The following is an 18,363-nucleotide window of genomic DNA, read 5'->3' as shown; positions in this document are numbered from 1 at the left end:
GATCAGCGCTCAGCCGCGCACTTCCTCAAGGACGGCGGATACGGCCTCGGCCACACTGACCTCACGATTCTCACCCGTGGCACGATCGCGAACTTCAACGAGCCCGTCCTTGAGCCCCCGACCGACGACCACCGAGGTCGGCATACCGAGGATCTCACTGTCGGCGAATTTCACGCCCGGGGACGCCTTACGGTCGTCCAGGAGCACATCGAGTCCGGCCTCGGCCAACTCACTGGCAATCCTGGTCGCCTCCTCGAGGATCTCCGAGCCCTTGCCGGTGGCGAGCACCTGGACGTCGAAGGGAGCGACCTCGCGAGGCCAGGCCAGACCCTTGTCGTCACAGGTGCTCTCGGCGATGGCGGCCACCGCGCGCGAAACACCCAGACCATAGGAACCCATGGTGACGGTCACGAGCTTGCCATTCTGGTCGAGCACCTTGAGACCAAGGGCGTCGGCGTACTTCTTGCCGAGCTGGAAGATATGGCCGATCTCGATACCGCGGGACAGGTGCAGCTCACCGCTACCGTCGGGAGCGGGATCGCCCTCGCGGATCTCGGCGACGTCGATGACTCCGTCGGGGGTGAAGTCTCGTCCTGCCACCATGTTGAAGACGTGACGATCCGTCTGGTCGGCGCCGGTGATCCAGGACGTGCCGGTGACGACACGGGGATCGACGAGATAGCGCACCTTCGAGGAGTTCTCCTCGCCCAGGGATCCCGGGCCGATGTACCCCTTGACCAACTGTGGATTGGCAGCGAAGTCCTCTTCCGTGAAGGGCTCAGCCACGGCCGGCTCGAGGGCGGCCTCGAGCCGCTTCTCGTCGACCTCGCGATCCCCTGGCAGACCGATGGCCAGCGGCTCACGCTTGCCGTCAGGATGGGTCACCATGAAGACGACGTTCTTGAGGGTGTCAGCCCCGGTCCAAGGACGATCCTCGCGAGGACGCACCTCGTTGGCCATACGGACCAGGGACTCGATGGTGGGAACCTCGGGAGTGTCGACGACCTCCGCATCCGGCAGCCCCTCGATCGACAGCGGGTCCGGGGCAGTCATCCGAACCGCCTCGACATTGGCTGCATAGCCACCGGGAGAACGCACGAAGGTGTCCTCACCATTGGCGGCAATAGCCAGGAACTCCTCGGAGCGGGAACCACCCATCGGACCGGACATCGCCTTGACGATGGCATAGTCGAGACCGAGACGGTTGAAGATGCGAATGTAGGCGTCGCGCTGGGCCTGGTAGGCCTCGTCGAGACCCGCCGGGGCGACGTCGAAGGAGTAAGCGTCCATCATGACGAACTCGCGGCCACGCAGGATGCCAGCGCGCGGACGAGCCTCGTCTCGGTACTTGTTCTGGATCTGGTAGAGACACAGTGGCAGGTCCTTGTACGAGGAATACAGGTCCTTGACCATGAGGGTGAACATCTCCTCGTGGGTCGGGCCCAGCAACATCTCCACCCCCTTGCGATCCTTGAGACGGAAGAGGTTGTCGCCGTACTCAACCCAGCGGCCAGTCTCCTTGTAAGGATCGGAGGCGAGGAGTGCGGGGAAGCACACCTCCTGAGCTCCAATTCCAGCCATCTCCTCGCGGCAGATGGCCTCGATCTTGCGCATCACCCGGAGACCCAGTGGCAGCCATGAGTAGATGCCGGGAGCAACCCGACGGATGTACCCGGCCCGCACCAGCCAACGATGGCTGGGGACCTCGGCGTCGGCCGGATCCTCTCGCAGGGTTCGGACGAAGAGCTGTGACATGCGCGTCAACACGACGTGTACCTTCCCGGCCGCGCTCGACCCTCCGCCGCCCTTCGACGTGACCGGCCACGACCACGTTGAATCCTAGCGGCAAGAAGGACGGTGGCCGATTTCGCCAACGCACTGTCTACCTGTAGCCGGACTCTCAGGAGGTCGCACCCGACGTGTGGATCGACTCTGACCAATCCGCTGCAAGCGCCATCCGGCGCACCCCGTGGGGCCGATTCGCATCGTCAGACCCCGACCCACCACAACAGCGGGGCGTGGCCATTCACGGGGGTGGCCCACACTCCTCACGCCGCGCACCGCCGAACCCCGACCCATCACCACAGCGGGGCACCTACCCCTCCCCATTGAACTGAGAATTGTTCCCATTATATAGTCAGCCGTGAATCACAAGAAGACCGTGAATCACAAGAAGACAATGGAGGCCACCGTGAAACGGTTAGCATCGCTCCTCGCCATCCTGCTGACGTTCCTGACGGTCAACCCGTCACTGGCGAACGCGTCAGCACCGGATCGCGAGCTCCTGCACAATGGCCACGCCGACGTCGCCCACGTGGAGTGGGACCAGGCGAGCGGCAGACCAACCATCAAGATCCTGTGGAACGAGAGTGAGCTCAAGGAGGCCAAGGACGTCTACATCCGCCTCGGGCCGGACGCCGACGCGAACGGCCAGGAGACGTCTCGCCTCAAGGTTCCCGACGACCCCCGATTCAGTTTCCTCGGTGAGCCCGGCGACATCGTGTGGACCGCCCCGCAGAGGGAGAGCGACAAGTGGGCCCCGGTGGCAGCCGCATTTGGCGCCGGTCACAGCTTCCCCGACGAACTCATGGATCGCATCAAACCTGAGACGCTGCACCTGAACCTGGTCGACGTCGACGGCCCCGGCGAGTTCAACGCCTTCACCGTCAATCCCCTCGGCGTCTCACACCTGTTCTCCTCGACTAGCACCGATCACCGTCGGCAGGTCGTGCACCCCGGCAGCCACACCCACACCAGTTGGACCTTCTCCCAACCTGGCCGCTACAACCTCACGTGGCAGGCAGCCGTGGAGACTCGCGACGGGAAGACCATCGAGTCCGACCCCACCGTCGTCTCGTGGTTGGTCGGTTCCGACGAGCAGGTGGGCCTCGACAAGGGCTCCACGCAGCCTGCCCACGAGATCACCACCCCGGCCGAGCAGTTCCCCATCGCCAAGGGCCAGGACACCCGATCCGACGATCCGCTGGCCTTCAACCCCACCGTGAACACGGCAGGGTGCCTGCACCATGCCAGTGGCCCCGTCACCCTGAAGGCAGACTGGCAGGCCAGTTGGAAGTCCGATGACCCGCAGAAGCCCGCTCGCCCGAAGATGAGCGTCATCTCGGGCGACTCCGGCAAGCAGATCGGAGGGGAGGCTGGCGTCATCAACGTGCCCGACTCCCTGAAGGCAGCTGCCCCGCAGGCCGGGACCGACGAGTTCAACAGCTCCTTCACCGCTGGATCGCAGTTCCATCGCATCCCCACCTCCGCGCAGAACGGCCAGCCGAACCAGGTGCTCGACACCACCGGCACCGATTTTGTGAACCTCCACGAGGCCGACATCACGTGGGACCCGATCGAAGGGCCGCAGGGTGGCCAGGTGTCCGTCGTCGACACCACCGATGGCCAGACCCGGACCGTCCTGTCGTCCAGCGAGTCGAGCCTGCGCACCGTGATGCGCGTCAACAAGGCCGAGAAGACCCCCATGGAGATGTGGTTCTCCAAGCCGGGGTTCTACCGGATCAGCGGCTACTACACCGTGCACGGCAAGCCCGACGCCAACGGCCGGAAACAGCATCGCTACGTCCCGTTCACGATGCAGTACGCCGTCGGTGACGCCGCGGTGGCCAACGCCTGCCAGGGCAAGGGAGAGGTGCTGAACGGCACGCCGGCCCCCGACCGGGGAAGGCCGGCCGACCCCGCCCCGAAACCTGATCCAGTTCCCGACAACTCCCACACCGATAGCAACAACGTCGTGCTCGATCGCGGACACCTGGATGCCTTCCGAGTCGGATCCTCAGCTGACGGCGGTATCGACCTCAAGCTCAAGGAGGACGTCACCGGTGAGGGTGTGCTCCGCGAACCGGAGAACGTGCTGCTCAAGGTGCGGGACTCCGCGCTGACCGACATCCCCTCCGGGCTGCCCGGTGCCCCCAAGGGCTACGTGCTGCCGCTGACCCAGAAGTCCGGGCTGCTGTGGCCGGGCTGGGAAACCTTCGACGTCAAACGCAACGGCTTCACCACTGTGAAGATCAACGTCAACGACGTCAAGGGCCCCGGAACTGTCAATCTGTTCTCCCAGGGCACCCTCGGTGACGTGCGTTCCCTGCTCGACGGTGACTCCACCACCCTGCCGGGCACCATCACCGTCAAGCAGCCGACCCACGAGCACGCCAACTGGGTGTTCAGCAGGCCGGGCGTGTACACCATGACCGTCCAGGCCGTGGCCGAGAAGGATGGCAAGGCGTTCCGGAGCAAGCCGCACACCTACACCTGGGTCGTCGGCGACAAGACCGAGCTGCCCGCCCCGTGGGGCAAACCGACTCCCACGCCGTCAGTGACGCCACCCCCGGCCTCCAAGCCCTCGGTCGCCCCGAAGACGTCGGTGACTCCGAACTCCCCGGCCACCCCGACTCGGAAGCCGGCCCGCAAGCCAGCTTCCAAGCCGAGCAATGGCAAGAAGCCCTGCCACCAGAAGCTCGTTCTTGACCACGGCCACTCCGACGTCTTCCGCGTCGGCTCGGCTGCCAAGAACGGTCTCGACCTGCAGGTCAAGGAGGACGTGACCGGCGAAGGTGTGCTTCACACCCCGAAGAATGTCCTGTTGGCCGTCAAGGACTCTGCCCTGATCACCATCCCGAGCGGATACCCAGGCGCCCCCAAGGGCTACCTGTTGCCCATCACACAGAACCAGGATCTGCTGTGGCCGGGATGGGAGACCTTCGACGTCAAGCGCAATGGCTTCAGCGAGGTGAAGATCAACGTCCGCAACGTCAAGGGCCCGGGCAAGGTGCATCTGTTCACGCAAAACTCGTTCGCGGGCACCAAGACCCTGCTCGACGGCGGCTCCACCACTCTGCCAGGCACCATCACCGTCAAGGAGCCCTCGCATGTGCACGCCAACTGGGTGTTCACCAAGCCGGGCCGCTACGAGATGACGGTCGACGCCACCGCTGTTCGCAATGGCAAGACCGTCAGCACCGGAACCCACACCTACACCTGGGTGGTCGGTTCCAAGGCCATCGCCGCCGCCAACACCTGCCCCACCAGTGACGGCGGCAAGGGCGGCACCCCGGTTCCCGGCAAGAACAGCACCAAGGGCGGTTCCGACAAGCCCTTCGATGATCTCGGTGTTGTCGGCAACACGCCGACCAACGAGGTTGGCGGAAACTCCGACCCGAACGGATCGACCGAGGGAACTACCACCAGCGGCTCCTCCGCCCGGAAGGAGATCTGCCGTCCGGTGAAGATCCCCACCAAGGCTGCCGCTGCCGTGAAGAAGACGGCTCAGTCTGCCACCCATCCTGCGTCCATCGCCACCGAGGGTCACTTCGACTGGGGCGTCCAGCTGCAGTCCGGCAAGCTCATCTCCGCTCTCAAGGACGACCGCTCCGCCCCGGCGAAGTGGGTTGTGCCGTCGAGCATCGTGATGGCTGTCGGTGACAAGGCCAACACCACGGCTCCGGCCGGCATGGAGTTCATCGCCAAGGGCGGCAGCAAGGTGTGGCTCATCGGTGCGACCCAGGTTCCCGGCGTGCCGTGGCTCGGCGTCAACACCATGCACGAGTCAATCGTCAGCGGCACCACCGGCCCGGTCCAGATGCACCTGGACAAGGTCAGCGGCCCCGGCAAGATGGCAGTGTTCATGTCCGGCACCTTCGGTGGTGGAGTGGGCCAGCGGGTCTTCGACAACGTCGGCGGACCCACCAGCTACACCGTCCCGGCCAACACCCATGCTCACCCGAACTGGGTGTTCACCGCCCCCGGCCACTACGCCGTGACCGTCACCCAGACGGCCACCACCAAGGCCGGCAAGAAGGTCAGCGCCACCGGGACCCTCCACTTCGCAGTGGGTATCGATGCCAAGTCGGTCGCCGCCTCCATCGGCAAGGTGTCGGCCTCCACCGGCGCCGACCAGAACACCGAGCCGGCTTACACCATCGTGGGCCGCACCCCCGATGGCAAGCCCTGCGATCTCAACGGGCTGCCACGCTCCGGTGAGAACGGCACCTTCGGCGATTCCGGTATCGCCTCCCAGACCAACCAGGGTCTGGTGGCCGGAGCCCTCGCGGTTATCGGTCTGACCGGCGCTCTCCTCGTGGCGAGGAGACGACGCGGGTGAGAAAACGCCTGGTGTGCGTCGTGGCCGCACTCAGCCTTCTGGCTGGGTGCGGCCACGCGCCCGCTTCCCAGAACGACAAGCTTTCCGTGGTGACGACCACGCCCATCCTCGCTGACCTGACGCGCAACGTCGCCGGCGATCGTGCCACCGTCACCTCGATGGTGCCCTCCGGCGCCGACCCCCACACCTACGAGCCGTCGCTGCGTGATGTCCGGACCGTCGTGTACTCGAAGGTCGCCCTGTCGAACTACCTCATGCTCGAGCCCCATTCGGTCATCAAGACCATCGACGCCTCCCTGCCTGCCGGATCGATCAACGTCTCTCTGGCTGAGGAGGCACAGAAGTATGGCGCTGAGGTCATCCCGCTCGTCGAGAATGCCAACCTGGACACCGTCTGGCTGGGCCTGCGGGTCATCGGCAAGGGCACTGCTCAAGGGGCCGACCGTTCGTCCTCGGTCCATCTCCAATTGAAATCCGTCGACGGTCCTGGCGATCTCACCGCCTACATCACCGGCACCTTTGGTCGTCCGCAGATCTACTACTCGACGACTGACGGCGTCGACGAGCGTGATGACGTCGAGCTTCCCGCTGACGCCCACACCCACATGTCGTGGGCGTTCAGCAAGCCTGGTATCTACAAGGCGACCTTCGCGGCCACCCTGTCCACGGCCAAGGGAGACACCCCCATCGGCACCCAGACCCTGACGATTGTCGTCGGAGCTGATCCACGCACGATCCCCGAACTCGCCAATCGGACGGTCGTCGACAAGGGCCACGCGGACCTCTCCGCCGACATCGACGAGGGCAAGATGATCATCCTGTCCGATCCAACTGGCGGTGGCGTCCGCACCCAGAAGCGTCTCAGCCCCGACAAGTCGGTGGTGTGGGTGCCCCCGAAGGCACTCACCGAAATCCCACCGACTCCGGCGTTCCGATTCCTGGGCCACCCTGGCGACTCGATCCACCAGCTGCCCCAGGCCGTTCTCGGCGCGCACGTTCATGGTGAGATCGACCCCCATCTGTGGATGAGCATCAAGAACACCAAGGCCTACGTGCAGGTCATCCGTGACGCTCTCATCAAGGCCGACCCCGACGGCGCCCAGCCCTACCGAGAGAACGCCAAGACATACCTGGCGAGGCTGGAAGAGACCTCGCACTACGTCGATCGCAAGATCGCCAGCATTCCCAAGGGGCGGCGTCAGCTCATCACGAGCCACGACGCCTACGGCTACCTCGCCCAGGCCCACGGCATGCACGTGGCCGGATTCGTGACCGCCAATCCCGGTGTCGAGCCGTCCATGGCACAACGACGCAAACTCAACCAGACCATCGCCGACCTCAAGGTGCCGGCCGTGTTCCTGGAACCCAATGTGCTGCGTGGCTCCTCAGTGCTCGCGGCCATTGCCGCCGAGAACGGTGTCCAGGTGTGCCCCATTTACGGCGACACCTTCGACGACCGAGTCACGAACTACATCGACCTCATGAAATTCGACGCCGACTCCCTGGCCAAGTGCCTGGGATGAGGCTCCTGCGGAGGAATCCATGATTACGAAACACCGTCGGTTGGCATCCCTGTCTGCCATGTTCATCGCGCTCAGTACTGGTTTCGCACTCTCGCAGCCAGCCCATGCCTCCCCTACCCCGCCACCAGATCCTGCCCTCAAGCAGACGGTGACAGACAACGAGAAGGTGGCCAAGGAACCCGCCGAGATCAGGCGAGGACACGTCGATGTCGGCCCTCGCATCGTTGACGGCAAGTTCACCCTCATGGCCCGCGACGACACCGCCAACCCGCCGGTGTGGCGCAACACCGATGACGCCGTGCTACGCGTGGTCGATGCGTCCCGTATCGACGTGCCGAACGACGAGGCCTACTCCTTCCTCGGCGACATGCGTGGCAAGAAGGCATATGTCATTCCGCAGACCCAGGACCAGAAGATCGTGTGGCTCGGTTGGAACACCCAGGCCCCGGAGATCGTCAAGAACTTCCCTCGTGGCGCCGAACTCGTCTTCACCGGGCACGAGGGCCCAGGTCAGGCCCACATGTTCATCGAGAACGGTTTCGACGCCCCGACACCGCTGTATGACTCCACCAAATCCGGAGAGCAGTTGGTGCACATGGAGACCAACACCCATGTGCACGCCAACTGGGTGTTCTCCGATCCGGGAGCGCAGACCATCTCCGTCGATGTCCGCGGCACCGACGCCAAGGGCGCCAAGCACTCCTACTCGACCAAGCTGAGGTTCGTCGTCGGTGACAAGGGTTCGGCCGACGAGGCTCGAACCATGGGTGCCTCTGCCTCGGCGTCCTCCCAGGCTTCCGCGGCATCGGATTCCTCGGCGTCCGGCATGGCCTCAACAAGCAGCTCCGCCGCTGCCTCGGCCTCTGCGAAGGCCTCCACGCCAACAGCTGCCACCAACTCCACTGATGATTCCGACCATGACACCCCGTGGGGAATGATCATCGCGATCATCGCCGGAGTCGTCATCATCGCCCTCATCATCGCTGCTCTGGTGGGACGCTCGAAGTCCAGGAAGATGCATGACGAGGTGTGGAAGGACGAGGGCACCGACGCAACATCGGCCAAGACCTCCGACAGTGGAACGAGTTCGCATGAGTGACCTCGGATCCATCAAGATCACTGACATGGCCGTCAACCTGGGCGGCGTCCGCGTGCTCCACGACGTCAACCTGTCAGCCAGCAGGGGTGACCTGCTGGCACTCCTGGGCCCCAACGGCGCCGGCAAGACGACCATTCTGCGCAGCATGCTCGGCTTGGTGAAACCAGCCAAAGGCAGTGTTGAGGTCGCTGGGTCCGCTCCCGGCAAGGGATGGCGTCACATCGGTTACGTCCCCCAGCGTCACGAATTCGCCTGGGACTTCCCCATCAGCGTCGCCGACGTCGTCATGAGCGGACGAACCCGCCACATCGGGTGGCTACGTCGTCCTGGCAAGGATGACCACATCGCGGTGCGCGACGCCCTGCGGATCGCCGACATGGCGGACTTGGCAGATCGCACCGTGGGAGAACTCTCCGGCGGTCAGCATCAGCGTGTTCTCATTGCCCGAGCCCTGGCCACACGTCCCTCCGTGCTGCTTCTGGACGAGCCGTTCACCGGGGTCGACATGCCGACCCAAGAGATGCTCACTGAGCTGTTCTGCCGCTTGGCGACCGACGGCACCACACTGGTCATGACGACCCACGACCTCGCCCAGGCCATGGCCACCGCTGACCGGGTGTGCCTCATCAACCGCACCGTCGTCGCCGACTCCACCCCGGAGGAACTGCGTGATCCGACGATGTGGATGAAGGCCTTCGGGGTCACCGCGAACTCCCCGCTGCTGACCATGGTCGGGGCTGCTGAACCCGTCCACACCCCTATCTGACAAGGAACCATCAATGCTCACTCCATGGGAGTTCTTCACTGATCTCACCAATCCCCTGCTGGTCTTCCTGCCGAAGGCCTTGCTCGTTGCCGTGGTCTGCTCGATGGTTGCCGGCGTCATCGGTTCCCATGTCGTGCTGAGAGGCATGGCCTTCATCGGCGACGCGGTGGCCCACTCGGTCTTCCCCGGTTTAGCGGTGGCCTTCCTACTCCAGGGGTCGCTGCTCGTCGGTGGTGCTGTGGCCGGTCTCGTCACTGCCGTCCTGGTGGCCATCGTCTCCCAAAACCGACGCCTCAAGGAGGACTCCGTCATCGGAATCCTCTTTGCGGGAGCCTTCGCGTTGGGAATCGTCATCATCTCCAGAGCTCCTGGGTACTCGGGTTCCCTGCAACAGTTCCTCTTCGGATCCATTACGGGTATCACTAACGACGACATCGTCGTCGTGTGCGTGGCCGGGGCCATCGTGCTGCTCCTGGAACGCGCCGTCCACAAGGAGCTGGTGACCGTCGGCCTGGACCGCGAGACTGCGCGAGCCTCCAACCTTCCGGTCTTCGCCCTCGACCTGCTGCTCTACGTGCTGGTGACGATGACCGTCGTCATCTCTGTGCAGGTCATCGGCAACGTCCTCGTCCTGGCCCTGTTGGTGACCCCGGCCGCCACCGCCCGCCTGTTCACCGATCGGTTGGGTCGAATGATGGTCCTGGCGCCGGTGATCGGCGGCCTCAGCGCCCTGGTAGGCCTGTACCTGTCGTGGTCGATCGACCTTCCGGCCGGCGGGACGATCGTCCTCGTCGCGACGGCGGTGTTTCTCCTGTGCTGGGTCCTCGCGCCGCGCGGGCTGCTCGGGGGGATGCGGCGCCGGGTCGCCTGAGGCAGTCCTGTTTCCTCCCTATCCCGCCCCCTGCCGTACACCGCTCACCATGTGGCTGCCGATCACTCCACGGGCAGGGGGCACCTCCGATTGGTCTGTTGGAGCACCGTGGAGTTCCATGGAATCAGAGCCGACGGTCTCCGGAAAACACATCACTGTCGACAATTCAAGATCTGGGGCACCACTGGAACCGTGAGCGTGCATACCTATTGGAAGGATCCATTTCTCCGTCTCGGGCTCAGCGGCACGCGTGACAGCGCGTCTCTGAGCGAAACGGGGGATCGATGGGTTCAGGTGAACAAAAGTCCCGACAGCGGAAATCGCCCGGCTGAAGCACCCATGTACGTCCTTGGTAGGCGACCATGCGCCCCGGGTTACTCACCACCGATGGCATCGTCACACACCGATCTCCAACGACAGTGTCGAAGGCCCCGCGGTTGAGAGCGTTCACTTGGTGTCTGCGACGCGGGGCAAGGTCACCGACATGAGCGCCGACCCTGTTCATCCGCTTTTATGCCCCGGTCACAGCGGGCCGTCAGTAGAGCACGGTGGCCATTTCTCCCACCTGACGGAAACCGACGGTGTCGTACATCGCCAGGGCTCGGATGTTGAAGTCATTGACGTAGAGGGACACCGACTCGTAGCGTCGCTGACACAGGTGTGCTACGGCAGTCATGGCAGCATCCGCAAGGCCCTTGCCCCGCCACGCCGGATCCAGCCAGACTCCCTGAATCTGGCAGTGCGACCGCCAGCTGACGCCGATGTCTGACTTCCATCGCACGGTTCCGTCGTCATCGACAATGACAAAGCAGTGTCCCTTCTGGACGAGAGCGCGCATGTGTCGCATGTACCCGCCGGAGCTTTCGATCGGGCTGACGCCGACCTCCTCGGTGTACATCGCCACCGCAGCCTGGAAATAGGCCTGGAAATGACCCATTGTCGCAGCCGTGACACGGGGATCTGGAGCGACGCGGGACGGTTCCTGCAACTCCAACAACGGCTGGCTGGCACGGACCTCGCGGGGTCTCCCCCAGGCGCGCGGGTAGCGCTGCGACAGGATGCGTTGCAGAGCCATCACCGGACCGGAACGGCCCATCATGGACGAGGACGTCCGCCACGGACCAACTCTGGAGGACAGCTCCTCGATCGTTGACTCGTCCGAGGCCACCGGTACGACGTTGGCGCCCAGATGGAGTACCCCCTGCAATTCTCGGGAATGCACCACACCGACGACAGGGCACCCGAGTCTGCCGCGATCCAAGCCGTTGGCCTGGATGCGCGACAAGAGGAAGAGATTTCCCACCGGGTCCTGCTGCAGGAATTCAGTGACCTGACCAACGTCGGTGTCGTCGAGGACCCTGATCCTGGTGAACACGTCAGGAGACCGCGACTTCCGGTTCCCCGGTCTCGTTCATGGTCTCGGCCATCCGGTTCGCCTCGTCGACGAGGGTCTGGACGATCTCGCTCTCGGGGACGGTACGGATGACCTCGCCGTGCTTGAAGATCTTGCCCTTGCCATTGCCGGCAGCAACACCGAGATCGGCCTCACGACCCTCGCCCAGACCGTTGACGACACATCCCATGACGGCCACGCGCAGCGGGGCGTCAATTCCCTCGAGAGCGTCAGTGACGTCGTTGGCCAGGGACAGGACGTCGACCTGGCAGCGTCCGCAGGAGGGGCAGGAGACGATTTCCAGGCCGCGGGGGCGCAGGTTGAGGGACTCCAGGATCTTGATGCCGACCTTGACCTCCTCGACCGGGTCGGCCGACAGCGAGACGCGGATGGTGTCACCGATGCCCTCGGCGAGCAGGTGCCCGAAGGCGACCGCGGACTTGATGGTGCCCTGGAAGGCGGGTCCGGCCTCGGTGACGCCCAGGTGCAGCGGGTAGTCGCACTTCTCGGCGAGCTGTTCATAGGCGCGGATCATGACAACGGGGTCGTGGTGCTTGACCGAGATCTTGAAGTCACGGAACCCGTACTGCTCGAAGAGGCTCGCCTCCCACAATGCCGATTCCACCATGGCCTCGGCAGTCGGGGCGCCGTACTTGTCGAGCAGACGCTTGTCGAGGGAGCCAGCATTGACGCCGATGCGGATGCTGGTGCCGTGCTCGGTGGCAGACTTGCAGATCGCCTCGATCTGGTCGTCGAACTTGCGAATGTTGCCCGGGTTGACGCGCACCGCACCGCAGCCGGCCTCGATCGCTTGGAAGACGTACTTGGGCTGGAAGTGGATGTCGGCGATCACCGGGATCTGGGATTGCTTGGCGATGATCGGCAGCGCCTCGGCGTCCTTGTCGGTCGGGCAGGCGACGCGGACGATGTCGCAGCCGGCCGCGGTCAGGGCGGCGATCTGCTGCAGGGTGGCACCGATGTCATGAGTCTTGGTTGTCGTCATGGACTGCACCGAAATGGGTGCATCCCCACCGACCAGCACATCTCCCACCTTGATCTGGTGCGTCTTGCGACGCGGCGCCAGGGTCGGAACGGGAGGGGTGGGCATACCCAGGTTCACGGTCATTGACGTGTCACTCCTGAAATCGCGGATTGTCGTTTCCATTGTGTCACCTACGTACACCAGTGTGGTGACGCTGACAGCGAGCACCCGCCCTGTCGTGGTGACCGGGCGGGTGCTGCGAGGGTTTGTCAGACTCCGGTGTGAGGCAGACCGGGGCGGGGTCCCGGCACATACTCGCGGGCCGGAGCGACCGTCGTACTGGGGGCAGTGGCCGATGCTGGCGCGGTGACCGACGGAGTCGTCGTCGAGACAGTCGTCACCGGGGCAGTTGTCGGCGTCATCGACGGAGTCAGGGACGGGGTGGTGACCGACGGAGTCGTCGGGACAGTTGTCGGCGTCATCGACGGAGTCGGGGACGGAGCCTGCATCGAGAAGCCGACCAGTGCCGGGGAATGGTCCGAGGCGCCGAACTGGCTGGTGGTGTAGAAGTCAGTCACGTTGTAGTTACGACGCGAGTACTGCATGGCCACCGACTCGGAGCCATTGATGTCCCAGATACCGGCACCGGAGACCAGCTCATGGGCCTTGGCATTGGTGAAGATGTGGTCGAGCGAACCAACACGGCCGGAGTACTGGTAGCTGGCAGCACTCGGATCGTGTTCCTCGACGACCTCGCTGAATCCGGCGTCCTTGATGGCGCGAATCGGATCTTCCATGGCGTAGGCGTTGAAGTCACCGAGCATGAAGACCGGGTCATCCTTGAAGGTCGTGTTCACCCATCCTGTCAGAGCCTTGGCCTGGGAGACGCGGCTGGGGTTCGACTTGCCCTGGCCGGTGCCGTCGTCCTCACCCGAGCCCTTGGACTTGAAGTGGTTGACGACCGCCACGAAGGTTCGCCTGGAACCCTCCGGCTGGAAGCGCTGGGCCAGCGGCTGACGGGCATTGGCGAAGGCCGGGTCGGTCAAGATCTGCGATGCACCCGCTGGGGAGACCCTGCCGATCTTGTAGATGAAGGCCGAGCGGATGACGTCCTCGTTCGCCGGAACGACGGTCGGGCTGGGCACGTAGGCCCATACCTTCTCACCGGCGGCCTTGTTGAGGGCGGCAACAAGATTGGCCAGGGAGGCGTCGCGGGACTGTCCCGGATGCCAGGTGATCTGAGCGGAGTTCTCGACCTCCTCGAGGGAGACGACATCGGCCCCCAGACCGTTGATCGCGGTGACAATCTTGGCCTGCTGGTCGGCGAAGGCCTTCGGGGTGTAGGCGCCACGGACCAGGCAGTAGTTTGCCGAGACCGGGTTGCCGTCACGATCAACATAGGCCTTGCAGTTCGGCTCGTCCTGGCCCAGGTCGGTGAAGTAGCTCAGTACGTTGAAGCTGGCCAGCTTGACGTTGCCGCCGACGGCCGGCGGGGTGGTCGGGCGGTTGTTGCCGGCCTTGATCGGGGAGAGCTTGGAGTCCGCGCCGACGACCTGACCGGTGGGCTGGAAGTTCCAGCCGAACCGCTGGTCCATGATGACCGGCGAAGTGAAGTCGACGTGGGTGCCAGTGCGTATCGGGGTGTCCTGGGACAGATACGGCAGCGGGGAGTTCTTGGCGTCGGCGTTCGTCATGAAGTTCCATGACGAACCGTCGTCAAGGTTGATGTACTTGGCCTTGTTGGCAGCCTCGACGGCCTCGGCGTCCTTGCCCGGAAGGGCAATCTCGGTGCCTTGGTAGAGGGGCTTGTCGCCATCGGCCAGGCCAATCTGACCGTACTGATTGAGGCCGTAATTGTTGGTGACGGTGTAGCCGCTGGTGGGCTTGACGAGCATGCCTTCGTAGGCTTCCCGGTCAGCGTCAGTGGCCGGCAGGGAGGTCAGCTCAGTGGCCTTGACAGGGGCGCAACCGGACTTGCGGTCGACTCGGGTGCTGCCACCGATCTCGGTGAGGTCGTCGTACTCCATGACGGTGCCCTTGACGGTCACGCAGTCGCCGACCTTGACGTTGGCGGCGGCCCACTTCGAGTACACGAAGACACCGTCAGAGGCGTCCGTGGCCTTCTTCGGGGTGCCACCGGATCCCGGGGTCTGGATGTAGATGCCGTTGAATCCGCCGGTCGGATAGGTAGCGGTGACGACGCCCACCGTGGTGACGGTCTTGTCGACCAGTGGGCTGGCCGGGCCATTGCCCTGGATCGTGGCAATCGGGGTCTCGGTCGGGTCCGGGACGGGAGTCGGGGTGGGCGCCGGGGTGGGTGCCGGGGCCGAACCAGAATTCGTCGGGGTGGGACCGCCGACCTCGAAGTCCGCCGAGTTGTCGTCGGTGTCGACGCCATGACGACGCTCGATCGAGGTGGTGTTCGACGGAGCGGGAGCCGCCTTCTTCTCGGCCACCGAGGCAGCACCGTAACCAACCAGGTCAACGGTGGCCCCAGATGCGTCAGTGATACGTACCGAACCCTTGGTGGCACTCATGAATGCCGAGCACTCGGCGTCGGGAGTCGGGAGGGCCTTGCTGCCGCCGTCTCCCCTGGCCTCCTGGACCAGGAAGTGGCCACCAGCCTTGACGACGCCGGCCAGGCTGCAGGTGTTGGCCACCTTGCCCTTGCCAGTGAGGTATTCCAGCTTCCACCCCTTGACGGAGACGTCCGTGGAGGTGGGGTTAAGCAATTCGACGAAGTCGTGGGTCCAAGTGGCACCGGAGTTACCGCCACCTCCATAGACCTCATTGATGACGACGTGGCTGGCTGCTGTCGGATCGGCATGGGCCGGCTGGACCGCGACGACAGCGGCGGCGCCGCACGACAGAGCAGAGAGGCCTGCCAGGACGCGTCTGGACATTGTGGTCATGAGAAATCCCATCTCGTGGCAGGGAACGTTCGCGCGCCACCTTGCCACGGTAGATACGACGGCAGGAACGGTTGTCACCGACAATTCACCGAATTTTCCCCCATCATTGCGTGACGACCCGGCATCTCACGGCTAATTCACAGGATTGCCGGAGAGTCAGAAGATCTTGACTGGGGAGACGACGTCAGCGACGACGAGGATAAGCCCCATGACAAGCATGAGGACGCCGATGACCCATGCCACGGGCAGCATCATCGCGGTATCGGCCGGGCCCGGATCAGGCTTGCCAGCAATCCGGAAGATCCGCCGTTTGCACGCCTCGTAGATGGCTCCGGCGATGTGTCCACCATCCATGGGTGGCAGGGGCACCACGTTGAACCAGAAGAGGAAGAGATTGAGGCCACCAAGCAAGCTCGCCCCCGAGGCAACCTTGTCCCCGAAAGTCAGTTGCCCATTGCCTGCGATGTCTCCGGCAACTCGCGACGCTCCCACGATGCTCATCGGGCTATTGACGTCACGAGTCTTGCCGGTGACCATGTCAGAGGCGACATTCCAGGTCAGCACGGGGAGTCTGGCCAGGGCACTCAACGACTGCTGCGACATCACCCACATCTGGGAGACGGTGTCCCCCGGCCCGGAATGAACGATCACCATGGTCGGGCTGAATCCCAAATATCCCACCGTGACGCTGCGGCCAGGGTTGTTGATGTCTGGCATCTCATTGAGAATGGTCCGGGTCGGTTCCAGAGCCACCGGGTGACCGTCCCGCTCCACCTCCAGACGGACTTCCCCGTCCCCGTTGTCACGGATGAGTTCTTGCAACTGGGACCAGGACTCGACCTGTTCGCCGTTGAAGGAGACAATGCGGTCCCCCGGCTGCAGCCCGGCTCTCGCCGCCGGGGCCGGCGGGTCGTCCGACGAGCACTCCTGAGTCTTGGTCATCTGGACACACGGAGTCACCGCGGCCACCATGGTCGTCTCGGCGGGCCGACCGTAGATGCCGAACACTCCCCAGAACAACAGGAAGGCCAGCAGCAGGTTGGTGAGGATTCCGCCACTCATGATGATGAGACGCTGCCAGACGGGTTTGTCGCTGAAGAGACGTCCGCGGTCCGCGTCAGTGATCTCCTCAGCCTCGGCTGCCCTAGCCTCGTCGGCCAGCTTCGTCAGCTTGTTGGCATGACGGTGATGCACCTCGGCCGGATACATCCCGACCAGGCGCACGTAGCCGCCGAGCGGTATCCACTTGAACCCGTACTCGGTCTCGCCACGTTCGACCGACCACATCTTGGGCCCGAATCCGGCGAAGAACTCGGTGACCTTGACCCCGAAGATCTTGGCCGGGATGAAATGGCCACACTCGTGCAGCAGAACCGAAAGGATGATGAGGGCGAAGAAGAGGATCCCCGCCAGCACCTCGACCAGTACGGTCACTGGCCGCGTCCCCGTGCGCACAGCTCGGCGGCGCGGCGGCGGCCCCACGAGTCGGCCGCCAGCACGGCGTCGAGGCTGAGGGCTTCGTCACCGATGTGACGAGCGCCAGGCACACCATTGCCGTCACCGGACAGGTGCTCGTCGAGGACGGCGGCGATAGTGTCGGTAATGTCGAGGAATCCGATGCGGCCCTCGCAGAAGGCGTCGACACAGGACTCGTTGGCGGCATTGAAGACGGCCGGAGCGGTGCCGGACGCCTTACCCGAGCAACGCGCCAGTTCGACGGCCCCGAAGGTCTCGTTGTCCAGCGGCTCGAAAGTCCACTGGGTGGCGGTCGACCAGTCACAACCAGCCGCGGCGTCAGGGATGCGATCGGGCCACGACAGACCCAGGGCGATCGGCAGCCTCATGTCGGGCGGAGATGCCTGGGCGATGGTGGCGCCGTCCCAGAACTCCACCATGGAGTGGACGACGGACTGGGGATGGACGACGACGGTGATGTCGTCGAGGTCGACGTCATAGAGCAGGGCGGCCTCGAGCAGCTCCAAGCCCTTGTTGACCAAGGTCGAGGAGTTAATCGTGATGACGCGTCCCATGTTCCAGGTGGGGTGCTTCATGGCGTCGGAGGCGGTGACGTCAGCCAGGGATTCCCTGTCACGGCCGCGGAACGGACCGCCGGAGGCCGTCAGGACGAGACGGCGCACCTCATTGCGTCCACCTCCGCGCAGGCACTGGGCAAAGGCGGAGTGCTCCGAGTCGACCGCGACGATCTGTCCGGGAGCGGCCGCCTGAGTGACGAGCCTGCCACCGATGACCAGGGACTCCTTGTTGGCCAGGGCCAGGGTCGTCCCGGCAGCAAGGGTTGCCAGGGTCGGGCGCAGACCGGCAGCTCCGGTGATGGCATTGCAGACGACGTCAGCGGGCATCCCGGCCAGCTGTGTCGAAGCCTCCGGCCCCGCCAGGATCTGAGGATTGGGCACCGGGACATCGCGTGACCCGGCCTGGACAGCCAGTGCTCTCATAAGTTCCTCGGCTGCATCCTCCCGTGCGATCGCCACCACGGGAATGGCGAAGTCGAGTACCTGCTGGGCCAGCAGGCCAACGTCTGAACCACCTGCCGATATGCCGGCGACCTCGAACTGGTCACGGCGTGACGCAATGACCTCCAGGGTCTGCGTTCCGATCGATCCAGTGGAGCCGAGAATGATGACCTTCTTCACCCTGCCAGTCTGTCACGACCATTCCAGAGGGCCGATTCGAGG

Annotated in this window: 11 protein-coding genes; 5 read left to right on the top strand and 6 right to left on the bottom strand. The window is 64.4% G+C overall.

Features of this window, described 5'->3' with window-relative positions:
• Nucleotides 1-9: 9 nt before the first annotated feature.
• The gene (locus ACP8LP_RS04540; protein ID WP_279186605.1) at nt 10-1,755 is read right to left on the bottom strand and encodes a proline--tRNA ligase; all 1,746 of its coding nucleotides are present in this window, start codon (nt 1,753-1,755) and stop codon (nt 10-12) included.
• A gap of 388 nt (nt 1,756-2,143) precedes the next feature.
• On the opposite strand from ACP8LP_RS04540, the gene ACP8LP_RS04535 reads away from it, so the two are divergent.
• From ACP8LP_RS04535 to ACP8LP_RS04515, 5 genes are read left to right on the top strand one after another with little or no spacing between them, the layout of a single operon-like run.
• On the top strand, nt 2,144-6,121 hold the full coding sequence (locus tag ACP8LP_RS04535; protein ID WP_484483298.1) for a TIGR03773 family transporter-associated surface protein: 3,978 nt from the start codon (nt 2,144-2,146) through the stop codon (nt 6,119-6,121).
• Complete coding sequence (locus tag ACP8LP_RS04530) at nt 6,118-7,644, top strand: anchored repeat ABC transporter, substrate-binding protein (RefSeq protein ID WP_279186593.1); 1,527 nt, start codon at nt 6,118-6,120, stop codon at nt 7,642-7,644. The genes ACP8LP_RS04535 and ACP8LP_RS04530 overlap by 4 nt, the downstream gene beginning before the upstream one ends.
• 19 nt (nt 7,645-7,663) lie before the next feature.
• Nucleotides 7,664-8,743 (top strand): choice-of-anchor M domain-containing protein, encoded by a 1,080-nt coding sequence (locus ACP8LP_RS04525; protein WP_063279308.1) that lies wholly within the window; start codon nt 7,664-7,666, stop codon nt 8,741-8,743.
• A complete protein-coding gene (locus ACP8LP_RS04520) occupies nt 8,736-9,509 on the top strand; it encodes an anchored repeat-type ABC transporter ATP-binding subunit (RefSeq protein ID WP_484483297.1) in 774 nt (257 codons plus the stop codon). Before ACP8LP_RS04525 ends, ACP8LP_RS04520 begins: the two co-directional genes overlap by 8 nt.
• A gap of 13 nt (nt 9,510-9,522) precedes the next feature.
• A complete protein-coding gene (locus ACP8LP_RS04515; RefSeq protein ID WP_015582435.1) occupies nt 9,523-10,380 on the top strand; it encodes an anchored repeat-type ABC transporter permease subunit in 858 nt (285 codons plus the stop codon).
• Nucleotides 10,381-10,915: 535 nt separating this feature from the next.
• Here the strand turns inward: ACP8LP_RS04515 and ACP8LP_RS04510 are convergent.
• The 5 genes from ACP8LP_RS04510 to dxr all read right to left on the bottom strand — a co-directional run bounded on the left by ACP8LP_RS04510 (nt 10,916) and on the right by dxr (nt 18,321).
• Nucleotides 10,916-11,755: a GNAT family N-acetyltransferase gene (locus ACP8LP_RS04510; protein ID WP_016665739.1), complete on the bottom strand. Its 840-nt coding sequence runs from the start codon at nt 11,753-11,755 to the stop codon at nt 10,916-10,918.
• Nucleotide 11,756: 1 nt separating this feature from the next.
• Entirely contained in the window at nt 11,757-12,938 is a 1,182-nt protein-coding gene (gene ispG, locus ACP8LP_RS04505; protein WP_036975348.1) for a flavodoxin-dependent (E)-4-hydroxy-3-methylbut-2-enyl-diphosphate synthase, read from the bottom strand.
• 86 nt (nt 12,939-13,024) lie between these two features.
• A complete protein-coding gene (locus ACP8LP_RS04500; protein ID WP_484483296.1) occupies nt 13,025-15,667 on the bottom strand; it encodes an ExeM/NucH family extracellular endonuclease in 2,643 nt (880 codons plus the stop codon).
• A 156-nt stretch (nt 15,668-15,823) separates the two neighbouring features.
• On the bottom strand, nt 15,824-17,101 hold the full coding sequence (locus tag ACP8LP_RS04495) for a M50 family metallopeptidase (protein WP_334353352.1): 1,278 nt from the start codon (nt 17,099-17,101) through the stop codon (nt 15,824-15,826).
• Nucleotides 17,098-18,321 (bottom strand): 1-deoxy-D-xylulose-5-phosphate reductoisomerase, encoded by a 1,224-nt coding sequence (gene dxr / locus ACP8LP_RS04490; RefSeq protein ID WP_117188555.1) that lies wholly within the window; start codon nt 18,319-18,321, stop codon nt 17,098-17,100. The genes ACP8LP_RS04495 and dxr overlap by 4 nt, the downstream gene beginning before the upstream one ends.
• Nucleotides 18,322-18,363: the final 42 nt, after the last annotated feature.

It is taken from the genome of Cutibacterium sp. LaCa_89, assembly GCF_058177555.1.
This window is presented reverse-complemented; position numbering and strand designations above follow the sequence as displayed.

What these genes read in the sequence shown, in the direction of transcription:
- ACP8LP_RS04520 (WP_484483297.1), top strand. Translation starts at nt 8,736, where the DNA reads ATGAGTGACCTCGGATCCATCAAGATCACTGACATGGCCGTCAACCTG.
- ACP8LP_RS04540 (WP_279186605.1), bottom strand. Translation starts at nt 1,755, where the DNA reads ATGTCACAGCTCTTCGTCCGAACCCTGCGAGAGGATCCGGCCGACGCC.
- ACP8LP_RS04515 (WP_015582435.1), top strand. Translation starts at nt 9,523, where the DNA reads ATGCTCACTCCATGGGAGTTCTTCACTGATCTCACCAATCCCCTGCTG.
- ACP8LP_RS04525 (WP_063279308.1), top strand. Translation starts at nt 7,664, where the DNA reads ATGATTACGAAACACCGTCGGTTGGCATCCCTGTCTGCCATGTTCATC.
- ACP8LP_RS04500 (WP_484483296.1), bottom strand. Translation starts at nt 15,667, where the DNA reads ATGACCACAATGTCCAGACGCGTCCTGGCAGGCCTCTCTGCTCTGTCG.
- ispG (WP_036975348.1), bottom strand. Translation starts at nt 12,938, where the DNA reads ATGGAAACGACAATCCGCGATTTCAGGAGTGACACGTCAATGACCGTG.